The sequence below is a fragment of the Gardnerella sp. 26-12 genome, from assembly GCF_001660745.1.
Lineage (GTDB): Bacteria > Actinomycetota > Actinomycetes > Actinomycetales > Bifidobacteriaceae > Bifidobacterium > Bifidobacterium swidsinskii.
In genome coordinates this window covers 1-16981 of sequence record NZ_LWSR01000046.1, presented here as the reverse complement: position 1 = coordinate 16981, position 16981 = coordinate 1, and the positions used below count along the sequence as shown (strand labels likewise).

The window sequence follows — 16981 nt, the reverse complement described above, 5'->3', positions numbered from 1 at the left end:
AGTCTTTCCCGCATACGCGGTGGTGATCCTATTTTTGTTCACCCCCTTGCTTATGTTCTCATATTGTGATAATATTTAATTATGAAAGGAGGTGAACATGGAAACAAAAGATTGGGTAGCGCTCGCGCTCAACATTCTAACTATCATCATCATGATTTGGTTAGATTTACGACACGACAATAAGCGCAAGTAAAAAACGGGGGTTCCAACCAATGATGCTGGCTAGAACCCCTAGCCTCAATCTTTCCACACGATTATGAGTAGAACAAGAGTATTAGGTATTATTTCGGCAATATGCGCTATTACCGCGGTAACAAACGTTATTTTGCAAGTGCCATTCGCTGGTATTGGGTTCACTCTAGCAGCTGGCATTGCTGGCTTATCCGCTGGCTTAACAGGCAGTAGCAAAGAAAAATAAGGAGCATATTATGTTAGATGAGAACGGACAAACAGTACTCGTATCACTACATGACATTGCGCGACTTCTTGGTGTTAGCTACGAGTCTATGCGCCAGTATCTCGTGCGCTCTAGGCGCGCCGCCTTAAAAAACCAGAACGCGAGTGAGTTACGTGGTTTAATTCCACTACCAACACACTCGGTTGGCGTACTAACAACAAAGCCCGCGTGGGATTATGACACTATCCGCAATTGGGCTGCACGGCGGCCACATCGCCCCGTAACCCTGCCATCATCATGGCAAGAGTTAAAAGAGACTGTTGGTAAAGCAGCTAAAACCGAGTCAAACAATCAACAGTAAAAACAAACAAGGGTAGGCAAGTTTTATTTGCCTACCCTATAATAAAAAACACTTAGCGCGCGCGATACGATGCGCCGCGGCGTGCTCTAACTGCCGCATGCGCGTTCGATTTCATATCCGCTACGATACTGCTGCAACCGCAATGATTGCATGTGTGTCTTTCCCGCATACGCGGGGGTGATTCTACGCAGTGGTAATCCTTGAAGCGCAATAAGTAAATAAAGGGTCCCGAACAGTCGAAGTGTCCAGGACTCACTATCCACTATACTGCAGGCTCATTATGAAATTAGACGCAATAGTATCTGCTATGTTCTCACTCGTTATTATCGCTGGAGTGTGGTGTCATTTTTCGCCTTGGCTCACGGTCTTTCCCGCATATGCTGATGCTATCCTAGAAGTGCGTTTATAAAAAAGAAAAAGATTGGAGCGTCAATACCGCGTTCTCAGTTGTGGAAAATAAGAGAGGAGTGAAAAGCTAATGGATATGATGAAAATTTGTTATGACATGGTTGAGAAACTTCGACCTTATGCTGAGCCATACATGGATAAGTTTTCTAAAGAAGAAGCCAATAGTGCTATTCGAGCAGGCGAACCATCGATTGCAATTGATATTTATTTAGTAGACGCGTGGCTACACAAGAGTGCACCTAAAGAGTTGCTAATCGAAGCTTACAATTTATTAGACCCTTATGAATGTGGCGATAACTACGACGATATAGCAGACGATTTAGGAGTCCCGCGTAAAGTCCATTCCCCAGATGAATAAATAAATTTTGGTCTATAACCCTAGAACCTATAACCCTAGAAAATATACTTAAAATGAAGATTGCGAAGCTGGGAATATTAAGCCAAGTTCTAAACACCGTTACTAATTCAGTCAACGAACTGAGAAAATAACACTCACAGCCCAAACACCGTTAAAAACTCAGTCAACAAACTGAGAAAATAACACTTGCGCTCGCAAATGCTCCAATACCATACGCATAAACAAACCTCCAACCAACACGCGCAAACGAACACACCGAAAGACACGCCTACGAACACGCCAAAAAACACACCAACAGAAACACCAAACGACACGCCAAAATAGGCAAGGGCTTGCATTTGTAAATATTTCGGGTATAGTAGTTACTCGTGCTTCGGCGCTGACATTGTTCAGTAAAGTTGCATTGCGGACATAGCTTAGTTGGTAAAGCGCAACCTTGCCAAGGTTGAGACCGCGGGTTCGAGTCCCGTTGTCCGCTCTAGGTCCGATGAGTTATTCGACCTTACGGTGGGTTAGCCAAGCGGTTAGGCAGCGGCCTGCAAAGCCGTATAGATGAGTTCGACTCTCGTACCCACCTCGATTAAGCTTCAAGCTTAATAAACAACCTGGGCGGTTGGCGCAGTGGTAGCGCACTTCCCTGACACGGAAGGGGTCACAAGTTCGAACCTTGTATCGCCCACTCGAAAGGATTGCCTTTCACGCATAATTAAAAAATTTTGGGTGATTGGCGCAGCGGCTAGCGCACTTCCTTCACACGGAAGGGGTCATAGGTTCGATTCCTATATCACCCACAATATGTTCGCAGTGTAGAAGCACTGCGTTTTTTGTTATCTGGCTATTTTTTATTTCCTAACTTACATATGAAAATTTTTTGCAGCCGAACATACCTGCAACCACAAATGGAAGCAATATCTCATATCAGTCAACAAATCAACCAATCAATCAACCAGCCAAGCAAGCAACCAGCCAACCAGTCAACCAAGCATTTCTTCACAAAAACACACATGATAATGTTCATTTTGAGTTCATTTAATATCGTGCTATACTCATCCGAGTACAGTGAAAATTGCAGGGGTACTGGAAACAGTTGAGAAACACCCTTTGAACCTGTTTTGTTAAGACATGCGTAGGGAGCAATTACAGTAAGTGATTTCTTTCTGTCACGATTTTCGTGATATCTTGCGTTGCCACAAAGTAGTAGCAATTACACGAGTATCAACTAAACAAAAACCAAAAAATATCCGCCTGAATGTCACTTTTGGGAAAACTTGCACAAGTGAGGAGGAATACTGCACATGATTGATAGCAGCATAAGTGCTGAAACTATAGAATCAGCCATAAGCTGGCTTGCAGGATTCACAGAAAAACCAGGAGAACAAGGAGTTACTCGACCTCTTTACACAAAATCTTGGAAACAGGCTCTTTTTGCTCTTCGTCAACGATTTGAAAAACTCGGTATGACTGTGGAATTCGACCAAGTTGGAAACCTAATTGCAACTGTTGAAGGATGCGAAAAACCAGAAAGCATAATAGCTTGCGGATCGCATATTGACACAGTTTCAAGAGGAGGTCGTTTTGACGGCCAACTTGGAATAGTTGCAGCCTATTTAGCAATTAAGAATTTACTTACTAGATATGGAAAGCCAAAGAAAAGTCTTCGCATTATCTGCTTAGCAGAAGAGGAAGGCTCACGTTTCCCATACGTATTCTGGGGTTCAAAGAATTTCTTCGGGCTAGCCAAAAAAGAAGACGTAGAAAATATTTGCGACAGTGAAGGTGTTCCTTTCGAAACAGCAATGCGTGAAGCTGGGTTCAATTATCAAACAACTCAACCTAAGTTCGCAAATCTTGAAGCCTGGATTGAGCTACACATTGAGCAGGGACCAACGCTTTACAGCAATCACGAAGATTTAGGTATTATCACTAGCATTGCCGGTCAGCACCGTTGGGATGTTCATCTTAAAGGCGTACAAAATCACGCTGGCACAACAATGATGTCCTACAGGCACGATGCAGTAGATTGCATGTCTCATATAATCGCCAAGAATCTTGACAAAGCTAAGCAAGCAGGCGACCCACTGGTACTTACTTTCGGTAGAATCAGCGTAGTTCCAAATCAAGTAAATATTGTTCCTGGAGAAGTTACTTTTTCAATGAACTGCCGTCATACAGATAAAGCTTTTCTTGATAAATTCTTGCAGGAACTCGACGAGGACATTCACGAAACTGCCAAGTCTTATGGCATTACAGCGCAGATTGATAAGTGGATGTCTGACGATCCTACACCACTTAGCAACGATATTATTAATCTTTTGAAAGATCAAGCTAATAAGCAAGGTTATGCGTACAGAGTCATGCATTCAGGTGCTGGTCAAGATACGCAAATTTTTGCTCCGTTTGTAAAATCCGGAATGATTTTCGTTCCTTCAAAAGATGGTATTAGTCACGCTCCAGAAGAGTACACAGATCCACAAGACGCTGTTCACGGAGTAAAGCTTTTACGAGATGCTCTGCATAGTTTGGCTTATGAGGACTAACGAAAACCAACTAAAAGATAACGGAAACCAAACGAAAACCAAACGAAAACCAAAAAGAAATAGAAATTTAGGAAGGACGTAAAAGGCATATACGATGCAAACTTCACTGCTTAATTAATCGCAGCGAAGAAAAGTGAATATCGAATGAGAGTACAACGCTTATTCACGAATAAGAGGCTGATACGAAGGGGCGCACCACCACGGGTACGATATCCTTTCGTATCTTTTTTATTTTTGAGCAAAGTTGCGATTATTACTTTCAAAAAACTCAAAACACAAAACACAAAAAAGAATCAAATTTACAAACAAGAAAAGTAAGGAGGTGCGCATGCAAATTAGTAAACTGCTACAAGACGAGCCAGTAGCTAGTAAAAACTTGGAATGTTACCGCGAGCGCGGCTACACTAACGAAGATTTACTGCCAAAGCCGCAAGAAAAACGCACAATGAGCGCTCTTAATTTTTGCACTTTGTGGATGCAGTCTGTACACAATATTCCTAATTATGCTGCAGTTGGCGCGTTCCTTTTGATGGGATACTCTCCAATTTACGTAATGATTGGTATCATGCTTGGCGCAATTCTTACAGCAATTGTCATGGTTGCTAACGGTGTTGTAGGATCCAAATACGGCATACCGTTTTCTATGCATTTGCGCGCAACATACGGAAAAGCAGGCGCTCAACTACCAGGATTCCTTAGGGGAGTAGTTGCTGCAATATGCTGGTATGGCATTCAAACATATATAGGCGCGAAAGCTTTAGAGATTCTAGTTGGCAAAATTTGCCCTGAGTTTCTTACGCTTGGAAGCAAAATACCATTTGTAGGTTCGCACATACCTATTATTATCTCCTTCGCAATATTTTGGTTGCTTAATTTGGCGATTGGCTTAGGTGGAGGAAAGACTCTTAATAAGCTAACTGTAGTATTAAGCCCACTTATTTACGTTGTTTTTGGTTGCATGAGCGTATGGGCTATTAGCTGTGCTGGTGGATTATCTGCAATCATGCAATATCATGCTACTGTTCAAGCGCCAACTAATTGCGGTCTTGGGCTTTTCATGATGATGGTTGTAAATTCTGTACTGGGCGTTTGGGCTGCTCCTGCCGTTTCTATTGCTGATTTTACGCAAAATGCAAAGTCAACTATGGCTCAACTAAAAGGTCAAATTGCTAGCTTCTTGCTAAGTTACGCGCTTTTTGCCTTTACAAGCGTAGTTATTTTAGTGGGCGGATCGCTTTTTTACCATGAAACCATTACAGATGTTCTTGTTATCATAAACAAGTGGGATAGTCTTCCTGCAATTGCAATAGCTACTGGGTTGCTTCTACTTACTACAGTTTGTACAAATGCTACTGGCAATATTGTTCCTGCAGCATACCAGCTAACTGCTTTAGCTCCGCGATTTGTAAATTATAAGCGTGGCGTAGTTATTGCAGCTCTTGTAAGCACTGTGTTAATGCCATGGAAGTTTATGGCTAATATTACAGGCTTCTTGAATCTTATTGGCATGCTTTTAGGCCCTATTGCAGGTGTTCTACTTGCCGACTATTACGTAGTAAAGCGCACGCATATTGATCTTGATCAAATTTATTACGATACAAATAGCTCGTCAAAATCTGCTTATTCTGGAACTAACTGGATATCTTATACTTCTACGATACTTGGGCTTTTATTTGCTCTTTCCGGGCAGATAATTCCTCTACTTTCACCACTTACTCAAATCTCATGGATTGTGGGATGCGCTGTAGGCTTCGTGTGTCAAATATTACTATCAAAAGTTTTTCAGCCAACAATGGCTAAAGAAAGGAAATAATATGAACTACAATGTAGTAATCACAAACGGTTTGGTTGTATTCGATAATGAAGCCACCAAAGCCGATATAGCAATTAAAGACGGCAAGTTTGCCGCTTTTGGAAGCAACTTTACAGCCGATAAAACTATTGATGCAACTGATTTAATAGTTGTTCCTGGAAAAGTTGATTCTCACGTTCATATTAACGCTCCAGGCGGCGGCGTTCGCGACGATTGGGAAGGTTTTGTAACAGCAACTTCTGCCGGCGCAAAAGGCGGTATTACTACAATGCTGCAAATGCCTTGCAATCAGATTCCTGCTACTACTGATGGAAAGTCATTTGAAGCAGTGCTTAAAGAAGCCGACGGAAAGCTCAAGGTTGATGTTGGTCAAACTGGTGGCTTGGAACCACAAAACCTCAATGGCGGAATATGCGAGCAAGATAAGCAGGGTGTCGTTAATTACAAAGCATTCCTTGGAACTACAGGCGACAAGGATTTGCAAGTTGATTTATACAATTGCGACGATTACTCCTTGTACACAGGTATGCAGCAGATTGCAAAAACCGGCAAAATTTTGATTATGCATTGCGAAAACGCTCCTATTACAGACCAGCTTGGAAAGAAAGCTCATCAAATGGGAGCTAGAAAGCTTTCTGAGTTCGTAGCAACCAGACCTGTTTTCACTGAAGTTGAAGCTATTGAGCGCGCTTGCCTTTTTGCTAAAGAAACTGGATGCAGAATTCATATTGTTCATGTTTCTTCACCAGAAGGTGCTCAAGCTGTTGCTGACGCTCGTAAGAATGGCGTTGACGTAAGCTGCGAAACTTGCAACCATTACCTGTATTTCGACACTTCTGAGCTTGACGAGATTGGAAATATCGCTAAGTGCACTCCGCCAATTCGTGACAAGGAAAACCAGAATGGCTTGTGGGAAAAGGTTTTTGACGGTTCTATTAACTTCATTGTTTCCGACCATTCGCCAGCTCCTTTGAGTTTGAAGCAAACTGATGATGCTTTCACAGCTTGGGGTGGTATTGGTAGCGTTCAAAACGATGTTGACGTGTTCTTTGATGAAGCTGTGCAAAAGCGCGGAATGTCATTAACTCAATTTGTGGCATTGAATTCTAGCAATTCTGCAAAACGCTTCGATCTGAAAGGAAAAGGAAGCATACGTTTGGGTTACGACGCAGATCTTGCATTCATTAAGCCAAACGCTCCTTATGTTCTTAAAGCTGAAGACCTTGAGTATCGAAACAAGTTCAGCCCATACGTTGGTCGCACTATTGGCTGCCAGGTGGTAAGAACTTTGCTTCGCGGCGAAGAAATTTACAGCCAAGAAAATGGCGTTTGCAAAGGCTTCAAGGGCAAGTTTATTCTTCATCCAGCTAAGGATTAGGTAGAATCTTTAAACGTAATATTTAAAACTTAAAGCATATTCTACAGAAAGGAGGTAAGTGTGCTGAAACTTAATCACGATACTGTGGATTATGTTGAGAACGAGAATTTACTTGAACTACTTAAGCGCGAAGGCTACGACAGTACTTTTGTTGCAATAGAAGTTGATGGTGAATTAGTAAAACGCAAAGATTTTGAAACTTTCATAGTTAAAGATAACGCAAAAATTGAAGTATTTAGCATTATGGGAGGAGGATGAATGGAAAGTGACGATATTCGCGCAAAAGTTCTTAAACGTCAGCTAAAGGAAGATAATGATTTGTTTGCTCAACAATCAGTTTCAATACTTGGCTGCGGCGGTTTGGGATCAAATATTGCGTTAATGCTTGCGCGAGCCGGCGTAAAAAAGTTGTACATTTACGATTTTGACAGTATCGAGTATTCGAATTTAAACCGTCAAAATTATACGATTAACGAAATTGGACAACACAAAGTATCTGCTACTAAAGCGCGGCTTAATGAAACTTTGCCGTACGTTGAAGTAGAAGCTTTCGTGCAAAAAGTTACGCCGGAATCGTTAGATGAGATTGCTGAGCGCTCCGACTTGTTTATTGAAGCATTCGACAATCGCGAATCGAAAGCAATGGTTCTTGACTATTTCATGAATCATCCTAACAAATATGTTATTACCGCTTCTGGCTTATCTGGACTAGGAGATATTAAGAACGTAAAAATTAAGCATCTTTCAAACGTGTGCTTAGTAGGTGATTTTAAGTCTTCTCCTGAAGAAGGCTTGTATTTGCCTTATGTTTCGATTATCGCAAGTTTAGAAGCGTTAGAAGCGTTGAAATGGATAAAAAATGGAGGAAATTATGGAGAATGAAGATTATTTAGAATTAGGTGGTAAGAAGTTTACTTCTCGATACATTTTGGGTTCTGGAAAGTATTCTGAGGAGCTTATTGATGCCGCAGTAAATAGTGCTAAAGCTGAAATGATTACTGTAGCAATTCGCTATAGCGAGAAAGCTGCAGGAATTTTAAAGCATATTCCAGAAGGCGTTACCATTTTGCCTAATACTAGCGGATGCGTAACTGTAGAGGAAGCAGTTAACACTGCACATATTGCTCGCGAAATGGGTTGCGGAAACTTCATCAAGCTTGAGATTATTCCTGATCGCAAGTATTTGTTGCCAAACAATGAAGCTACTTTGCAAGCAACAAAGATTTTGGCTGACGAAGGTTTTACTGTTCTTCCTTACATGTATCCAGATTTGTACTTTGCTAAGGCAATGCGCGACGCTGGAGCTGCCGCAATTATGCCTCTCGGCTCTTTGATTGGCTCTAACAAGGGTCTTGAAACTAAGAAGTTTATTCAGCTTATTATCGACGAAATCGATCTTCCTGTTATTGTCGATGCCGGCATTGGCGTTCCAAGCCAGGCTGCTGAAGCAATGGAAATGGGTGCTGCAGCTGTAATGGCAAATACTGGAGTTGCTACTGCAAACGATATTGTGCTTATGGCTAAAGCATTCAAGCTTGGTATTGAAGCAGGCCGCGCAGCTTATCTTGCAGGCCCTGGTCGAGTGCTTGAAAAGGGTGCAACACCATCTTCTCCAAAGCGCGATGACGAAAGCAAGTAAGCAAACAAATAAAATAAGTTTTCAACTTAAAACACTAAAAATCTGAAACAAGTAAGCCTTACAAGTGCAGCAAATACTTGTAAGGCTTGCGACATACCTAATTTGCACTTTTTATGAAAATGATATAAGGTATTCATTTGTTTGCGGACATAGCTTAGTTGGTAAAGCGCAACCTTGCCAAGGTTGAGACCGCGGGTTCGAGTCCCGTTGTCCGCTCCATTTTTTCTCAATATTCGAAGTCGTCGTATTCTCTTATTAGCAATCTATTGATGAAATAATTTCGATAAATAATGTCGCGCATTTTATAACATGCATAATTTCTTATATACTAAAATAATGTGATTAAACGCCACATTATGTGCGCTAAAAATATAAAACAAAAACTCACATGCCACAAAGCAAAGTGAAAGAATGGGGATTATGACTAACAACATGCAAACTACTGAAAATTCAGAATCTCAGGAAGATAGTATGTTGCAACTACAAGAATCTCTTAACTCGTTGTGGGCAGAAGGCAATCCAATAGATATTTCGTCGCGCGCTAAAAAGTACGTTATTAAAGATTTTCCACAAACAAATATCAACAATCAATTAGGCTGGGTTCAACTTAACAAGAAAAAAGAATACACATCAATTGGATTATTTAAAGAAGACGGAAAAAAATTCCTTCAACTAGCAGTAGCAGATTCAGAAGGGCGAATATTTCTCGGCAGCAAACTTAGCTACGAAGATATTCAAGACATGAGACCGCAACTTTCATTTGTAGAAAAAAATAATTCTTCACTGAAAGATTTACACCGTTTTTATGGAAAACAATATAAAAAAACAAAAATTACTCTAAAATGTGCATTTTTGGAAGCGTTTGACGAAACATACACCAAACATACAGACTATGACATGGATAATATCGTAGAATCCTATTTAAATGGCGACGCAACCGTAGAAGATTTTCTCGCTTCTTTAGAAAGCAGTAAGTCTAAAAGCGCATTAAAACCAGAACAACGCTCTAAAACTTTTGCCGGAAAAATAAACCACTTTTCTAAAACTTTTTCAAAAATTAGAAAAGAAAACGTATTTTGCGTATCAAACGGAGACTTAGTTTTACAACTTTCAGAAGATAACGGTTTAATTAAAATCGGATCATGGATCTCACACGGGTTCGGAACTAAAAAAACTTATACTCTCGAAGAGTTACGAACTAAACTTCCAGAAAACTTACGATGCAATCTTACATACAGAAATGCAATAACAATAGCATTCTTTGCAGCATTATTCATTCCAGACATGCACAAGTCTTTAACTGGATTTGGTTACAGCAATGTACTTCGCAGACTAGAACACGAAGCACCTTTAGGAGCAATACGAAGAAGTGTAGAAGACATAAAAATAGCGAAAAAAGAAAATTTAAGAGTTTCAGGTTTAGAAGAATATTTCGAAAAATTAATGCGCTCAACTGGAGCTTTAGAAACAGAACGCAGCCTGGAAGCAGTGCATGGTGCAGAACGCCTACACATGCAAAAATCTCAGCAAACAGAAGCAAACTACTTACTTTGGGATGATGCTTTGGAACCAAATGCTGCACTCAAAGTACTTAAAATAGAAGGTGCTATTAACCGTTTATATTCAATTTATGATTGTCTGCAAATTAACTCCATCGTGGGAGGAAAAACTTGCGAAAATACTATAAAAGAAGAGCAGGCATCACAAATCGACATGGCAATGATTAAAGATGTTGCTTTTGCAGCAAGCGGTTCAATAGGTATGCAATTTTTTGGCAATCCTCTGATGGACGACAAAATAAGACCTATTTTGCACATGTGGAGAAGAGCAAAGCAGGTAAAAAATAACGATAAGTATTTCAATAAGATAGATAACGACAGTGAATGGTCCTATAGACAGCGTCTTTCTAATCTTATTAGAAGCGTATACTTGCCGTTCCGTTTTGACGCGGAATTTAGATCTAATTTAGAAGATGGTAACGTGGCAATAAACCTTACTACAGCTGGAGCTGCACTTATGCCATCTGTAGCTTACGTTAATGAGGATAAATCTTGGAAAAATCTGAACGACGACGATAAAGAAAAACTAGCTACAAACTACAATCTTCAAGTTGGAATGATAATGTCTACTCTAGCTTTTGGAGCAAGCGGTAAAGTAAAAAATGTTTCTATACGCTTAGATTCAATAGGCTTAGAAGAGATGGTTACAGCACAAAACAATGCTATGAACAATCTTGTAAATCGTACTCTTAATGCGCTTAACGTTATGAATAGTGACGCTGCAAATAATGATTCATCCAAGCCAAAAGGAGATCCAAAAGACGGTGACATTCATGGAGACCCGTCTAAATTGCAAGAAATGCAGCAGACTAATATTAGTAACGCAAACAAGACAAACAATAATGTCATATCAATGCATGCGAGCGCAAGCAGCCAAGAATTAAACTCAGAAACAGGCACAAACGCAGATTCTAACGAAAATCAACTGTCCGAAAACAGCATGGATAAGTCTAAAGAAGAAAATTCATTTGCAGCTTTTACTACAGCACCATCCATACGAGCTCTAACTACAGTTACGTTTAGCAGAGACAGATTTATAAAACTTATTCACCAAAACGGATTAAATAATCCTATAAAAACATACGAAAAATTTAATGCCAAATTAAACATTGATTCTCATGGAAAATTAAATACCATCGAACCAGATTTTGATGTTCACAGTAGCCGCTTTTCTCCTCATGGATCACAAGAAGAACCTGAATTTTCTGACAAAATTTTTACAGCAGATCAGGAAAGCATACTGGGAACACAATACGCACAAGGGCTTTCTATACAACGTGAAGATCTTCTGCAACAAGCTGTTGCCGACTTCCATCATATTGCTTCAGAACTTATGCCAACAACTGCACAAAAAGCTCACGAAGCTATGAGTATTATTGAAAGCATTGACGATCCTGAACTTAACGCTCAAGCAGATTCAATAACGCGAGCGCTAATTGACGAAACAGATTTACCTAATCTTTCATTTACTACAGCAAAACGTATAAGAGATATTCGTACAAAAGCTCACGAACAGTTTATGAATGGGGACCTTAGCGAGGCTTTAAAAGAGTACGAAAATTCTGTAGCACAATTCGATACTATGTTTACTAGCAGCGAAGCTGTACCAAGATACTTTAATTCCTACGCTGAGAGAGTAATTTATAATCATCTATTTGCAACTAAAGAAGAACGAACAAGACTTATTCCTGACGGTCTTTTCTACGCGCATATGGAACTTGCTGATTTACTTTCGCAATTAAACCAACATGACGAAGCTTTACGCCATTTAAATATTATGGTTTCGTACGCTCCTACTTACGCTCTTTCTCATTTAAGATTAGCTGATATACTTGCGCAAAAAGAGGATTGGTCATCTGTTATTGCAGCTTGCATTAACGCTTTGAATGTGTCTCTCGATAGGGATGATGCTGCTTTTGCTTACTATAAGCTCGCTTATGCGGAATGGATGCAGAATAATTTCCTCATTGCTGCATCTTCATATAGAATGGCACAATACTTAGCTCCAGGAAAGATTGAGCCGCTAGAAATGGAACTTGATGAGCTTCTTTCTAGAATGAGATCGCAGTGCAAGCTAATACCGAGCAATATACATGAAGCACAGATGGCTCTTCTTTCTGAAGACGTACCAGCTTGGCCTGATATTGAAGCAGAAGAGATTATTGATAAAGCAGCAAAATTAACTGTGAACGATGGAATGTTTGTAATTGCAAGAACTTTATGTGTTGCAAATATTCGAATGACTTCTAACGAAGATCTAAGTAGCACAGTACAAACACAGTTCTTAAGATCTTTAAACGCTTAAGAAATAGAGCAAGCAGTTTTAAAATTTATTAGCTTAATACTCAATACATCATTGAATAGTTTTTACTGTGCTTATACAGTCTTATTAGATACTGTTTATAGGCATTAGTAAAACGTAGCTGAAGGGAATATTCATGAGTGAAAATAGTATTCGCGAAGAGTCAACAGAGAGCGAACAGTTATCGCTTTTTTACGATTTTGACGAGCAAACTATATCTCATGAAGCGCCAAAAAACGAAACTAATAGCATAAGTACAGTTAAAACAGGGACTGTTACTCAGGCTGATAGCAAAACTGATAACAAAACTGACATGCATGAAGCGAATGAGTGGAACTCTACAATAGACACCGAAAAGTGGATTGCAAACTTGAAACCAACAGACACTGATGCGTTGACTCTTGGAAATTTGCAGCCAGCGACACTTACTATAGAGCAAGCTGCGAAGCTTTGGGCGAAATTGGCAGCTTGGGCACAATCTGATCAAATTGCTTATTATGTAGAAGATTCTCCAACTAGTTCAGACGCAGCATACGATGCAAGAATGCGAGCGCTAAGCTCTTTAGAAGCTGCCTTCCCAACTTTAGATACTCCTCAATCTCCAACACATCGCGTAGGTGGAACTTTTTCTAATGATTTTACTTCTGTAAAGCATCCGTCTCGAATGATGAGTTTGGATGACGTATTTTCAATTGAAGAATTACATGATTGGTATAACAGCGTAATTCGCGATTTACAATGGGATGAATCTCAACCTCTTCCTATGACTTGCGAAGTAAAAATTGATGGTCTTGCTTTAAATCTTATTTATCGCAACGGTACTCTTGAACAAGGTCTTACTAGAGGCGATGGCGTAACTGGCGAGGATATTACATTAAACGTAAGAACGATTGAAGCAATACCAACACAGCTTCATTCTGACAATACTGACGATATTCCTGAGTTCGTGGAAATTCGTGGCGAAGTTTTTATGAAATGGGAAGACTTTAGAAAATTAAATGATGAACAAGAAAATGCTGGACGAGTTGCTTTTGCAAACCCTCGTAACGCTGCAGCTGGCTCTTTGCGCCAAAAAGATCCACGTATCACGGCCACGCGTCGATTAAGCTTTTTTGCACACGGACTAGGTGAGCTTCGTTGGAAAGAAAATACAAGCCATAACAATAGTGAAACAAAATTTAATCAGTCTGACGCATATAAGTTCTATCAACAGTGGGGAATACCTGTTTCTCCATACACGAGAAAAGTCACAAATTTTTCTGAAATAGAAGAAATGATTGACTATTACGGAGAGCATAGAGCAAATATTTTGCACGCTTTAGACGGCATAGTTGTAAAAGTTGATGACAGAGCATTACAGCATCAACTAGGAGCTACTTCTAGAGCTCCACGATGGGCTATTGCATACAAGTATCCTCCTGAAGAAGTTAATACTTATTTGAAGGATATTATTGTCCAGGTTGGAAGAACTGGAAGAGTAACTCCTGTAGCTGTTCTTGAACCTGTTACTGTAGCAGGATCGACAATTTCGCGTACAACTCTTCATAACGCTTACGAAGTTGAACATAAAGGTGTGCTAATTGGCGATACTGTCGTAGTTCGTAAAGCTGGGGATGTTATTCCGGAATTAGTCGGACCGGTACTTAAAGCTAGGGAAGGGCGAGAAAATGAACTTAGAAAGTTTGTTATGCCAGAATACTGCCCATCTTGTGGAACTAAGCTAGCTCCTGCAAAAGAGGGAGATAAAGATATTCGTTGCCCAAATGTAGAAAACTGTCCAGCTCAACTTACAGAACGAATAATTCACTTGGCTTCCAGACAAGCTTTTGATATTGAAAATTTGGGCGATAACGCTGCGCTAGCTCTCACAAATCCTGAGGATTGCAGGCCTACAACTGCAGAAGTTTACTGCCCAGATATGGATAAAATTATAATTCAGCGAGGCGCAACTCAACAACCATATATACCTTCACCAGATTTAACGCTACCTGAACCACAAACTCCAGTACTTAGAAATGAAGCTGGATTATTTAGTATTACTGCCGACGATTTACAAAATGTAATGGTTTGGAAAGAAATTCCTCTTGTTGAAGAGTGGAAAGAAGTTAGTAAAGACGGTAGCTTTAAAAAGCGTACACGCAAAATAGGCGGATCTGGTCTTTGGCATCAAGTTAGAGCATTTTGGACTCGCACAATCGAAGCAAAGTTATCTACAAATTACGAAGCAGCAGAAACTTCCGAAAAAACTACTTCACCAAACGAACAATGGGATCCTCAATATCCTAAATTCCAAGTTCCAATTGACGCTAAAGTAGTACTTTGGAAAAATAAGCGCATTACTAGAAATGCTAAAACTAGCGACAACGCTAAAGAAACAATAAATGTGCCATGGTATACAAGACCTTCTGAAACTACTCGTAGTATGCTTGAAGAAATAACTCAAAAAGGCAAAAATGCAGCACTGTGGCGAGTTTTGGTTGCTTTATCTATTCGTAGACTAGGTCCACCAACTGCACGTCTTATAGCGGCAAATTTTGGATCTTTAGACAATATTTCCAAAGCATCTATTGAAGAACTTACACAAATTGATGGAGTTGGTCCTGAAATTGCGCAAGCAGTATACAACTGGTTCCAGCAAGCTAAAGACCCTGCTAATTGGCAATTTGAAGTATTAAAATCATGGCAAGAAGCAGGTGTAGTAGGGAAAGTTGAAACATCATCTTTCGCTCAAACATTAGTAGGTAAAACAATAGTTGTTACAGGATCTTTGCAAGGATTTACACGAGACAGCGCAAAAGAGGCTATAGTCTCAAGAGGCGGCAAAGCATCAGGATCAGTAAGCAAGAACACATATTGCGTTATTCTAGGCGAAAATGCAGGATCCAAGGCAACTAAAGCGCAAGAACTTGGCATTCCTATGCTTAACGAACAACAGTTTAATACTCTTTTAAAAACTGGGAACTTAGAAGAAATACTACAAATTGCAAATAATACTGTGCCAAATCTCATTGCTGAGGAATCATAACGCATGAATACAAGTGAACTCGAAAAACAAGTTTACGATTTGCTGGGTAGCGTTATTGATCCAGAATTAGGTCGCTCTGTTACCGAATTAAATATGGTAACTGGAGTGCATGTGATAAAAAAAGCTGAAACTATTGATGCAACAAAGTTTGCTTATGATGTAGAAATAAATCTTGAACTTACTGTGCCAAATTGCCCTCTTGCAGAAGTGATTACAGGACGAGTTCAAGAAGTTATATCTAAATATCCTCAAGCAATACTCATACCGCACGTTAACGCTACTGCAATGAGTAAAACTAAATTAGAAAAGTTAGTTGCAGATTTAAAAGCTGAACGCAAAGAAAATCCATTTAATAAAGCTGGCACTCGCACGAGAATTTTTGCTATAGCTTCTGGAAAAGGCGGAGTGGGAAAATCTTCTATAACTGCTAATTTAGCTGCAACTTTTGCAGCATTAGGTTACGATACTGCAGCTATCGACGCCGATATTTACGGCTTTTCTTTACCGCGAATGTTTGGAGTTAATTCTCAACCAACAAATTTAAACGGAATGCTTATGCCTGTAGTTGCTTGGGGAGTAAAGCTTATTTCTATTGGAATGTTTGCTGGAACCGATCGTGCTATTTTGTGGAGAGGACCACGATTACAACGTTCTTTAGAACAGTTTCTTTCCGATGTTTGGTGGGGCAACCCCGATGTTTTACTTCTTGATTTAGCTCCAGGCACAGGAGATATGGCATTAGCTGTAGCACAATCCTTACCAAATGTAGAGCTTGTTGTAGTAACAACTCCACAGCCTAGTGCATCAGATGTGGCAGTTAGATCAGGTCTTATGGCTTTGCAAATTCCTGTAAAAGTTCGCGGAGTTGTTGAGAACATGAGCTGGTTTGAAAATAACGGCGAGCGCTTAGAATTGTTTGGTTCAGGAGGAGGAAAGAGAGTAAGCGAACAACTTTGTAACGCTCTTGACACTAATGTGCCTCTTTTAGCTCAACTTCCTTTAGATCCTGCGCTTAGAGAAACTGGTGAAGCAGGGCGACCTGCTGTTCTAACCGAAGATGGAAAATTGGCAGATTCTAATTTAGCTAATACTTTTATTCATTTAGCTAAATCTTTAATAAAAAACTCTTAAAAGCAAATAAATCTTAAAATACAGCCGAAAAATAAGTATGGGGTCGCTTGATTTTTAAGCAACCCCATACTTT

The 16981-nt window shown here is 39.9% G+C and carries 12 protein-coding genes, 5 tRNA genes and 1 riboswitch; all 17 genes read left to right on the top strand.

The window, feature by feature from the left end; translation table 11 throughout:
• Positions 1–256 precede the first annotated feature (256 nt).
• The 17 genes from A5295_RS06275 to A5295_RS03320 all read left to right on the top strand — a co-directional run bounded on the left by A5295_RS06275 (position 257) and on the right by A5295_RS03320 (position 16908).
• The gene (locus tag A5295_RS06275; RefSeq protein WP_102704466.1) at positions 257–418 is read left to right on the top strand and encodes a hypothetical protein; all 162 of its coding nucleotides are present in this window, start codon (positions 257–259) and stop codon (positions 416–418) included.
• A gap of 10 nt (positions 419–428) precedes the next feature.
• Positions 429–758, top strand: a complete 330-nt coding sequence (locus A5295_RS03395; protein ID WP_064621701.1) for a hypothetical protein — start codon at positions 429–431, stop codon at positions 756–758.
• Between the two features lie 478 nt (positions 759–1236).
• On the top strand, positions 1237–1524 hold the full coding sequence (locus A5295_RS06345; RefSeq protein ID WP_004125146.1) for a hypothetical protein: 288 nt from the start codon (positions 1237–1239) through the stop codon (positions 1522–1524).
• Positions 1525–1929: 405 nt separating this feature from the next.
• A tRNA-Gly gene (locus A5295_RS03385) sits at positions 1930–2002 on the top strand.
• A 28-nt stretch (positions 2003–2030) separates the two neighbouring features.
• Positions 2031–2101: transfer RNA gene (locus A5295_RS03380), tRNA-Cys, on the top strand.
• 30 nt (positions 2102–2131) lie between these two features.
• A tRNA-Val gene (locus A5295_RS03375) sits at positions 2132–2203 on the top strand.
• Between the two features lie 39 nt (positions 2204–2242).
• Positions 2243–2315: transfer RNA gene (locus A5295_RS03370), tRNA-Val, on the top strand.
• Between the two features lie 269 nt (positions 2316–2584).
• Positions 2585–2674: riboswitch (TPP riboswitch) on the top strand.
• 145 nt (positions 2675–2819) lie between these two features.
• The gene (gene allC, locus A5295_RS03365) at positions 2820–4061 is read left to right on the top strand and encodes an allantoate deiminase (RefSeq protein WP_064621700.1); all 1242 of its coding nucleotides are present in this window, start codon (positions 2820–2822) and stop codon (positions 4059–4061) included.
• Positions 4062–4389: 328 nt separating this feature from the next.
• Positions 4390–5874: a putative allantoin permease gene (locus A5295_RS03360; RefSeq protein ID WP_082915470.1), complete on the top strand. Its 1485-nt coding sequence runs from the start codon at positions 4390–4392 to the stop codon at positions 5872–5874.
• Between the two features lies 1 nt (position 5875).
• Positions 5876–7252 (top strand): allantoinase AllB, encoded by a 1377-nt coding sequence (gene allB, locus A5295_RS03355; protein WP_064621699.1) that lies wholly within the window; start codon positions 5876–5878, stop codon positions 7250–7252.
• Between the two features lie 60 nt (positions 7253–7312).
• The gene (gene thiS / locus A5295_RS03350; protein ID WP_004106666.1) at positions 7313–7510 is read left to right on the top strand and encodes a sulfur carrier protein ThiS; all 198 of its coding nucleotides are present in this window, start codon (positions 7313–7315) and stop codon (positions 7508–7510) included.
• Positions 7511–8134: a sulfur carrier protein ThiS adenylyltransferase ThiF gene (gene thiF, locus A5295_RS03345; RefSeq protein ID WP_004106663.1), complete on the top strand. Its 624-nt coding sequence runs from the start codon at positions 7511–7513 to the stop codon at positions 8132–8134.
• Positions 8124–8891 carry a thiazole synthase gene (locus tag A5295_RS03340; protein WP_004108959.1) on the top strand — a complete coding sequence of 256 codons (768 nt, stop codon included), beginning with the start codon at positions 8124–8126 and terminating at the stop codon, positions 8889–8891. Before thiF ends, A5295_RS03340 begins: the two co-directional genes overlap by 11 nt.
• 143 nt (positions 8892–9034) lie before the next feature.
• Positions 9035–9110: transfer RNA gene (locus A5295_RS03335), tRNA-Gly, on the top strand.
• A 201-nt stretch (positions 9111–9311) separates the two neighbouring features.
• The gene (locus A5295_RS03330) at positions 9312–12755 is read left to right on the top strand and encodes a tetratricopeptide repeat protein (protein ID WP_064621702.1); all 3444 of its coding nucleotides are present in this window, start codon (positions 9312–9314) and stop codon (positions 12753–12755) included.
• 133 nt (positions 12756–12888) lie between these two features.
• Positions 12889–15777 (top strand): NAD-dependent DNA ligase LigA, encoded by a 2889-nt coding sequence (gene ligA, locus A5295_RS03325; RefSeq protein WP_064621698.1) that lies wholly within the window; start codon positions 12889–12891, stop codon positions 15775–15777.
• Positions 15778–15780: 3 nt separating this feature from the next.
• The gene (locus A5295_RS03320; protein ID WP_064621697.1) at positions 15781–16908 is read left to right on the top strand and encodes an Mrp/NBP35 family ATP-binding protein; all 1128 of its coding nucleotides are present in this window, start codon (positions 15781–15783) and stop codon (positions 16906–16908) included.
• Positions 16909–16981 lie beyond the last annotated feature (73 nt).